Annotated in this window: 1 pseudogene; it reads right to left on the reverse strand. The window is 41.4% G+C overall.

The annotated features are described in order from the left end of the window. Positions 1 to 239, reverse strand: a pseudogene (fre, locus tag AAEY62_RS24545) (NAD(P)H-flavin reductase); the annotation flags it as partial.

Consider the following 239-nt stretch of genomic DNA (forward strand, 5'->3'; position numbering starts at 1 on the left):
GCGTAAATGTTCAAGCGACTGCATTGCATATGTATCGGTTCCCGAAGCGCCAATATGTAACTCTATTTGATCGCATTGTGAAGGGCGGCTGGCAATCGAAAATGCACGCTTGTCATTTTCGCTCAATACAAGATGCATGTATTGGCCTGCTTCAAACGAAACCGGTTGTTGTGGTTTTAAAATTACTTTATGAACAAATTCTGTAAGTGGGCTGATAGCAACAACTTCAGCTTTTAATG

Source organism: Pseudoalteromonas sp. GW168-MNA-CIBAN-0100 (assembly GCF_040309225.1).
Taxonomy (GTDB): domain Bacteria; phylum Pseudomonadota; class Gammaproteobacteria; order Enterobacterales; family Alteromonadaceae; genus Pseudoalteromonas; species Pseudoalteromonas arctica.